Source organism: Actinoplanes sp. NPDC024001, from assembly GCF_040638955.1.
Classification (GTDB): Bacteria; Actinomycetota; Actinomycetes; order Mycobacteriales; family Micromonosporaceae; genus Actinoplanes.
The window spans coordinates 126,009-133,215 of sequence record NZ_JBEZZB010000004.1; the positions used below are offsets into that span (position 1 = coordinate 126,009).

Genomic DNA, 7,207 nt, shown 5'->3' on the forward strand with positions numbered 1-7,207 from the left:
CAGCTTTAGCTGCACATTGACGAACGTCATTGTGAAATCGGTGTGACGCTTCGTAATCTGCGGTCATCCCCGTTCCCCTTCCCCAAGGAGACCCCATGACTACTCCGCGCCTCGCTGAGCCGGTCTGGTCGTTGTTCCGGATCGTGGTGGGCCTGCTCTTCTTCTGCCACGGGCTGGCCACGGTCTTCGGCGTCCTCGGCGGCAACCGCGGATCCGGCCAGGCGATCGACCCCGGCACCTGGCCGAACTGGTACGCCGGGATGATCCAGCTGGTCTGCGGCGCCCTGGTGCTGGCCGGGCTCGCCACCCGGCCGGCCGCGATCCTCGCCTCCGGATCGATGGCCTACGCCTACTTCGTCGTGCACCAGCCGCAGGGGCTGATGCCGATCGAGAACGGCGGCGTCACCCCGGCCCTCTACGCCTGGGCCTTCCTGGCCATCGCGGTGATCGGCGCCGGGCCGTGGTCGGTCGACGCGCTGATCGCCCGCCGGCGCGGCGCGGCGCCGATGCCGGCGGCCGTGCCGGCAGCACAACGGTCGTGACGATGGGCCGGTGCGGCGGCGTCCGGTTCCGCCGCACCGGCGTTCCCCGTGCTGTCAGGCTCGTCTGCGGCGCACCACGATCACGGTGACGAGGATGGCCAGCGCGATCGCGCCGATCAGGGCCGGCGGCACCGCGCGGCGCGGGTCCTCACGGACCTCGGCCACGGTCTGCCGGGTGCGGTCCTTGACATCCACCGCGGCTTCTTTCGTACGGACCTTCGCGTCGCTCACGGCCTCCTTCGCGCGATCCTTCGCGTCGGCCGCCGCCACCTTGGCGCGGATCTTCGCGTCCGCCGCGGCCTCTTTGGCACGGGCCTTGACGTCGGTCTTCGCCGCCAGCGCCTCCACCGTGCTGCCCAGCTCGGCGCGGGTCTGCTCGATCTCGGAGCGCAACTGCTCCGGATCGGCGGGGGTGTCCGAAGTACTCATCAGCGACGTCCTTCCCGGGCTGCGGTCTTGATGGTGTTCACGTCGGCTTCCACACCGGCGATCGCGTCACGCGGCAGCGGGGGCGCCGCCGCCTTCAACTTCGTCCGGCCGAGCAGCGCGGCGATCCCGGCCGCGGCGAAGACCACGACCATCACGACCAGCACGGCCACCCACAACGGCCAGACCAGGTCGAGTGCCACCACGGCGAGAGTCAGCAGCAGGCCCACGCCGTAGAGCGCAAGGGCGGCGGCTGCGCCGAACAGGCCACCGCCGACGCCGGCGCGCTTGCCCTTCTCGGTCAGTTCGAGCTTCGCCAGGGTCAGTTCGTCCCGGACCAGCGTGGAGATCTGGGCGGCCGCCTGGCTCACCAGTTCCGCTGTCGACGCACCGGTGGACTCGCCACCGGGCGATGCGCTTGCCGTCACGGCATTCACCTCCTTGTTTCCCGCGCTGTGTGCCCAGGCCCGCCACGGCGAAACACCCCGGCCGGAGGAACGGCACTGTGGAGATCGGCCGGCCGCCCCGTCAGGCGACGGCGTACCGGATCGCCAGGTCACGCACCGTCGCGGCCATCGCCTGCCGCAGCGGCGCCGGTGCGAGCACCTCGACGTCCGCGCCGAGCCGCAGCATCTCCTGACACGTGTGCTGGACACTCTCGACCGGAATGGTGGCGTCGACCCAGCCGTCGGCGCCGGGCTCGCCCGCGGTCCGCTCCACCGCTCGGACGATCGCCGGCTCGGCCAGGTCCGCCAGCCGGGCCCGGCCCCGCGGTGAGATCCGGATGGTCGCCGTGCCGGTGAACCGGCGAGCCTCGAAGTCCGCCAGATACGCCGACCAGTGCGCCTCCAGCGCGAAGCCGGCCGGGCGCTGGAAACCGGTGGTCGTCAGGACGACCTGCCGCAACTGGGCCACCCGATAGGTGGCCGGCCCGCGATCGCCGTCGCCGGCGGCGCCGGCCACCAGATACCAGACCCCTGACTTCAGCACCAGACCGTACGGATGGAGGCGTCGCCGGACCTCCTGCGGCGCCCGCCAGCGCAGATAGCAGACGTCGACGGCCCGCTGCGCGACGACGGCGTCCATGAGAAGGATCAGGAACGGCTGCGCCTCCGGCTCCCGGTACCAGCCGGGCGCGTCCAGATGAAAGACCGCAGACGTACGGGCGGCCTCGTCGCGCAGGTCGTCCGGCAGGGCCGCGAGCAGCTTGAGGCGGGCGGCAGCGACCTCTTCGGCCAGGCCGAGGTCCGCGGCGGTGGCCGGGAGCCCGGCGAGGAACAGGGCCCGCGCCTCGCTGCCGCTCAGCCCGGTGAGCCGGGTCCGATAGCCCTCCACCAGCTGATATCCGCCGTGCTGGCCGGTCTCGGCGTACACCGGCACGCCGGCCGCCTGGAGCCGGGCGAGGTCGCGGTAGGCGGTGCGGACGGAGACGCCGAGCTCGCCGGCGAGTTGCCCGGCGGAGAGCCGGCCCCGGGTCTGCAGCAACAGCACCATGGACAGAAGGCGACCGGCAGTCATGCGGCGATCATGCCCGGCAACCCTGACAGCTTCTGACACACCCCGGCGTTAGCGTCGCCGCATGACCCAGCAGACCACTGCCTCGCAGGCCCTCGACGGCCGCGGCGACTTCGACTTCCTCTTCGGCCAGTGGACGGTGCGCCACCGCAGGATCGCCGACGTGCTCGACCCGGAGTGCACCGAGTGGCGCGAGTTCGACAGCACCTGCGAGGCCCGGCCGGTGCTCGGCGGCATCGGCAACGTCGACACCCTCTCGGCCACGCTGCCGGACGGCCTGCCGATGGAGGGCATGTCACTGCGGCTGTACGACCCGGAAGCGGATCTGTGGCGCATCTGGTGGAGCTCGACCACCCGTCCCGGCCGGCTCGATCCACCGGTCGAGGGCCGGTTCCGGGACGGCGTCGGCGTCTTCCTCGGCCCGGACACGATCGGCGGCCGGCCGGCTCTGGTCCGCTACCGGTGGTCGATGATCACACCGACCTCGGCGCGGTGGGAGCAGGACTTCTCCTACGACGACGGCGCGACCTGGGATCCGGTGAACTGGGTCATGACGTTCGTGCGCCGGGCCGGCTGACCGGTTTGGGTCCGCCTCCGAGCGGGAAGTGTCGGCCTGGTGCTCTGCGCAGAGGTGGGTAAACGACACCCCGCGAATCACGGAGGACGGACCGATGCGACCGCAGTCGATCACCCCCGCGACGCGGCGGGCGGCGCCCGGCTGGCCCACCGCTCTGGTGCTCGCCGGCGCCATGTTCCTGGTGCTGTTCGACAGCCTCGCCGTCGCCACCGCCCTGCCGCGCATCGGCGCCGAGTTCGCCGTCCCGGCCGGCCGGCTGCAGTGGGTGGTCACGCTCTACTCGCTGAGCATCGGCGGCTTCCTGGTTCTCGGCGGCCGGGTCTGTGACGTCTGGGGCCGCCGCCGGGTGATCGTCGCGAGCATCGCGCTGACCGCGGTGGGCCTGCTGCTGTCCGGGGTGGCGCAGACCTTCGCGGTGCTGCTCGCCGGGCGGGTGCTGCAGGGCGTCGGCGCCGCCTTCGCGATCCCGGCGATGCTGGCGTCGGCGGCCACGCTCTTCCCCGAGGAGCCGTGGCGCAGCCGGGTCTTCGCGGTGGTGGCGGTCGCGGCGAACACGGCGGGGATGGCCGGCGCCGTCTGCGGTGGCCTCATCACGTCGTACCTGGGCTGGCGTTGGCTGTTTCTGATCGTGGTGCCGGTCGCCGTGCTGGCCGTGCTGACCGCGCTGCTGTGGCTGCCGGCCGACGAGCCGCGCAGCGGCCGGCGGGAACCGCTCGACGTCACCGGCGCCGTGCTGGTCACCGGTGGTTTGCTCGCGCTCATCCACGGCGCCAGCCAGATCGGCGAACACGGGTGGCGGCCGGTCGCGCTCCTGCCCGTCGTCGTGGGCCTGCTGATGCTGGCGGCGCTGACCCGGTGGGAGAGCCGCGTCGCGCACCCGCTGATCAAACCGGCCGTGGTCCGGTCGCGCCGGCTGGTGGCGAGCTGCCTGGCATTCGGCGCGCACTCGGCCGCCTACGCCGCCGTCGTGGTCGTCGGCAGCCTCCAGCTGCAGGACGCGCACGGGCTGTCCGCGGCGCAGGCCGGTATCGTGCTGGCCCCGGTGCTGCTCGCCGCCATCATCAGTGCCGCACCGGCCGCCCGGCTGGCGCGGCGTTACGGCTCCCGGCGGATGGTCGCCGCGGCGCTGGCGCTCTGCGCGATCGCCCTGGCCCTGGTGGCCGTGAGCGGCCGCAGCTCGCTGCCGCTGCTGGTGGTCTTCCTGATCGCCTGGGGGCTGAGCGCGGGCCCGATCTACGTGGGGCTCACCCGGGAGTGCATCGGCGACGCCGCCCCGGAGGATCGGGGGATGGCCTCCGCGCTGTTCGAGTCGACCAGTCACGTCGGTGGCGCGATCGCGGTCGCCGTCTACCTGACCATGGTGGGTGCGGGTGCCGACTACAGCACCACCCAGCTGATCGCCGCGGCGGTGGTCGGCGTGGCAGTGTTCACGACGCTGTACCTCATGCCGTCCGGAGGAGACCAGCGATGATCACCGACGCCGTGCTGGTCCGCATCGGTCAGGCCGCGGAGCTGCATCATCATCGCGGGCAGCCCGACGCGGCCCGCGACCAGCTCACCGGGCTCTGGGACGAGATCGGCGGCGAGCAGGGCGACCCGCTGCACGTCTGCGTCCTCGCCCACACGATGGCCGACGTGCAGGACGACGTCCGTCAGGAGCTGCTCTGGGACCAGCGTGCGCTGGCGGCGGCCGACCGGCTCACCGACAGCGGGGTCGCCGAGGCCGGGGTGACGCTGCCGGTGGCCGGGCTGTACCCGTCGTTGCACCTCAACCTGGCGGACTGCTACCACCGGCTCGGCGACCCCGGCCGTGCCCGCGAACACCTCGAGCAGGCGCGGGCCGGGATCGGCGCACTCGGCGACGACGAGTACGGCAAGCTGATCAAAAGCGGCCTGGAACGGATCGCGCAGCAGCTCGGCTGAGCGCTGCTGGCTATCGTCGGACCATGCCGAAGCGCAGCGTGCGGCTGCTGATCGTGGCGGCGCTCACCGCCGTCTGTCTCCAGCAGACCGGCCGCGAGCCCGTCCGGCACGTGCTGACCAGCGATCCGCAACTCCCCGCGATGGAGACGCTCGCCGGCCCGGCCACGCCCGCCGACCTCGACGTCATGACCTTCAACCTCCGGTTCGCCGCCAGCATCACGCCGCACTCGTGGGCACAGCGGCGCCCGGCCATGCGTGACCTGCTGACCGCCGAACGGCCCCACCTGATCGGCACCCAGGAGGGACTCGCCGGCCAGCTCCGCGACATCGAGAGCGACCTCGGCGAGAACTACGACTACCTCGGCCTGGGCCGCGCCGGTGGCTCCCTCAGCGAGCACATGGCGATCTTCTACGACACGGCCCGGCTGCGCCCGCGCACGTCGGGGAACTTCTGGCTCTCCGAGACGCCGCAGGTCCCGGGATCCATCAGCTGGGGCGCCTACAGCGTCCGCATGGTCACCTGGGCGCTCTTCACCGATCTGGCGACCGGCCGCGAGTTCTACGCCGTCAACACCCACCTGGACAACGTCAGCGAGCCGGCCCGCCGCAACGCGACCCGGCTCATCGTGCAGCGGCTCGCCACCTTCGACCGGTTGCCGGTCGTGCTGACCGGCGACTTCAACAGCCCGGCATCGGACAGCAGCCAGATCTACCGCGCGCTGGTGGACCGGGCCGGCCTGCGCGACACCTGGACCTCCGCGGCGCGGCGCGGACCGGCGTACGGGACCAACCACGGCTACCAGTCCCCGACACCCGACGGCAAGCGCATCGACTGGATCCTCACCACGCCGGGCGTCACCGCGGTCGGCGCGCTGATGAACACCTATCGTCGCGGCTCCCAGTACCCGAGCGACCACCTGCCGGTCCAGGCCCGCCTGCGCCTGCCCTAGGTTCTCAGGCGAGCGGGGCGCGGTTCTCAGGCGAGCGGGGCGCGCACGACGAACGAGCTCTCCGCCCGGAACGCGTCGCTGCCGTCGAACTGGTCGATCCACAGCTGACCGTCGACCGAGCGCAGGAAGAAGCCGGGGAAGTTCACCGACTCCAGCGAGATCGAGTCCTGCCGGAAGCCGGCTCGCGCGCAGAAGGTCGCGTCCCGGCGGAACAGGACGGTGCCCTCGTCCGGGCTCGACCGCAGCTGGAACGAGGAATGCCGCAGATAGCGGCCGTCGGCGTCGACCAGGGAGAAGCAGGCGGCGTCGCCCAGACCGGTGACCGCCTCCAGCGTGGCCCGCTGCCGGGCCGCGGCGTCGCTCGCCGGGCTGACCGGAACGAGCACGCCCCGGCCCTGGGCCACGGCGACGAACCGGCCGGCCTCGGCGGCGGACTCCAGCGAGAGCTTGCCCTTCGGCAGCTGGCTCGCCGGATCGGGCTGCGGCGGCACCGGGCCGGGGCGCGGCAGGAGCCCCACGGCGGCGCGGTACTCGGCGGGGGCGGCCGTCCACGTCGTGGGCACGGCGATGCCCACGGCGAGAACGCCCGCGCTGATCGCGGCGGCCACCGGATGCACGGTCGCGGCCTGCGTCAGCCGGGCGAGCCAGGTGGCGCCGCCGGCCACGGCCGCCGGTGGACCGGCGGCCAGGCTCTTGGCGAGCAGGGCGCCGGCGAGCGTGAGGGGCACGGGCAGCAGCGCGATGCCGGCGAGCAGCGGTTCGGCCGGCACCAGGTCGCCGCCGGCACGTGCGCAGACCGGACAGGTACGGACGTGGCGTTCGATCCGCTTGCGCCAGTACGGGCCGGGGGTGCCGTCCCACCGGGCGGTCACCTGGTCGAGGGCGGCGCACGCGGGCATCGTCTCGAGCGCGGCGACGACCCGGCGGCCGGCCTCCAGGCGTTCGCGCATGCGCTGGACCCGTACGCCGGCGTGAGCGACATTGATGCCGAGGCCGGCGGCCAGGTCGGTGCGGTTCAGCTCGCCGATCAGTTCCAGCCACCACAGCGCGAACACGGTGCGCTCGCCGCCGTCCAGCCAGCGGATCGCGTGGCGTACCTGCCGGCGCTGTGCGGCGACCTCGGCGCGCAGCAGCGCCGGCCCTTCGACGTCCGCGGCGGCGTCCGGCCGGTCAGCCGCCGCGGCCCGCGGCGCGGGGCGCCGGAACCGGACCCGGGCCCCGGCCCGGTGGCGCCCCCACTGGTTGACCCCGCACGCGGGCAGCCCCCGCCGGCA

At 73.2% G+C, this 7,207-nt stretch carries 9 protein-coding genes; 5 read left to right on the forward strand and 4 right to left on the reverse strand.

What is annotated here, in order from left to right:
• Positions 1–95: 95 nt before the first annotated feature.
• A complete protein-coding gene (locus AB0F81_RS03565) occupies positions 96–542 on the forward strand; it encodes a DoxX family protein (protein ID WP_360190309.1) in 447 nt (148 codons plus the stop codon).
• A 54-nt stretch (positions 543–596) separates the two neighbouring features.
• Here AB0F81_RS03565 and AB0F81_RS03570 read toward each other — a convergent pair whose 3' ends face one another.
• The 3 genes from AB0F81_RS03570 to AB0F81_RS03580 form a co-directional block, all read right to left on the reverse strand.
• The gene (locus AB0F81_RS03570) at positions 597–971 is read right to left on the reverse strand and encodes a DUF3618 domain-containing protein (protein WP_360190312.1); all 375 of its coding nucleotides are present in this window, start codon (positions 969–971) and stop codon (positions 597–599) included.
• The gene (locus AB0F81_RS03575; protein ID WP_360190315.1) at positions 971–1,405 is read right to left on the reverse strand and encodes a phage holin family protein; all 435 of its coding nucleotides are present in this window, start codon (positions 1,403–1,405) and stop codon (positions 971–973) included. The genes AB0F81_RS03570 and AB0F81_RS03575 overlap by 1 nt, the downstream gene beginning before the upstream one ends.
• A gap of 91 nt (positions 1,406–1,496) precedes the next feature.
• Positions 1,497–2,486 (reverse strand): WYL domain-containing protein, encoded by a 990-nt coding sequence (locus AB0F81_RS03580; protein ID WP_360190318.1) that lies wholly within the window; start codon positions 2,484–2,486, stop codon positions 1,497–1,499.
• 61 nt (positions 2,487–2,547) lie between these two features.
• Between AB0F81_RS03580 and AB0F81_RS03585 the strand changes: the two genes are divergently transcribed.
• The 4 genes from AB0F81_RS03585 to AB0F81_RS03600 all read left to right on the forward strand — a co-directional run bounded on the left by AB0F81_RS03585 (position 2,548) and on the right by AB0F81_RS03600 (position 5,933).
• On the forward strand, positions 2,548–3,060 hold the full coding sequence (locus AB0F81_RS03585) for a hypothetical protein (protein WP_360190321.1): 513 nt from the start codon (positions 2,548–2,550) through the stop codon (positions 3,058–3,060).
• Between the two features lie 94 nt (positions 3,061–3,154).
• Positions 3,155–4,531 carry an MFS transporter gene (locus tag AB0F81_RS03590; protein ID WP_360190324.1) on the forward strand — a complete coding sequence of 459 codons (1,377 nt, stop codon included), beginning with the start codon at positions 3,155–3,157 and terminating at the stop codon, positions 4,529–4,531.
• Positions 4,528–4,983: a hypothetical protein gene (locus AB0F81_RS03595; RefSeq protein WP_360190327.1), complete on the forward strand. Its 456-nt coding sequence runs from the start codon at positions 4,528–4,530 to the stop codon at positions 4,981–4,983. Before AB0F81_RS03590 ends, AB0F81_RS03595 begins: the two co-directional genes overlap by 4 nt.
• Positions 4,984–5,006: 23 nt before the next feature.
• On the forward strand, positions 5,007–5,933 hold the full coding sequence (locus AB0F81_RS03600) for an endonuclease/exonuclease/phosphatase family protein (RefSeq protein WP_360190330.1): 927 nt from the start codon (positions 5,007–5,009) through the stop codon (positions 5,931–5,933).
• A gap of 26 nt (positions 5,934–5,959) precedes the next feature.
• On the opposite strand, the gene AB0F81_RS03605 is transcribed toward AB0F81_RS03600, so the two are convergent.
• Positions 5,960–7,207 (reverse strand): AbfB domain-containing protein (locus tag AB0F81_RS03605; RefSeq protein WP_360190333.1); only part of this gene is annotated, 1,248 nt, incomplete at its 5' end.

Excerpts from the sequence above, each read along its gene's own strand:
- AB0F81_RS03595 (WP_360190327.1), top strand. The coding sequence starts at position 4,528 with ATGATCACCGACGCCGTGCTGGTCCGCATCGGTCAGGCCGCGGAGCTG.
- AB0F81_RS03580 (WP_360190318.1), bottom strand. The coding sequence starts at position 2,486 with ATGACTGCCGGTCGCCTTCTGTCCATGGTGCTGTTGCTGCAGACCCGG.
- AB0F81_RS03590 (WP_360190324.1), top strand. The coding sequence starts at position 3,155 with ATGCGACCGCAGTCGATCACCCCCGCGACGCGGCGGGCGGCGCCCGGC.
- AB0F81_RS03600 (WP_360190330.1), top strand. The coding sequence starts at position 5,007 with ATGCCGAAGCGCAGCGTGCGGCTGCTGATCGTGGCGGCGCTCACCGCC.
- AB0F81_RS03570 (WP_360190312.1), bottom strand. The coding sequence starts at position 971 with ATGAGTACTTCGGACACCCCCGCCGATCCGGAGCAGTTGCGCTCCGAG.
- AB0F81_RS03565 (WP_360190309.1), top strand. The coding sequence starts at position 96 with ATGACTACTCCGCGCCTCGCTGAGCCGGTCTGGTCGTTGTTCCGGATC.
- AB0F81_RS03585 (WP_360190321.1), top strand. The coding sequence starts at position 2,548 with ATGACCCAGCAGACCACTGCCTCGCAGGCCCTCGACGGCCGCGGCGAC.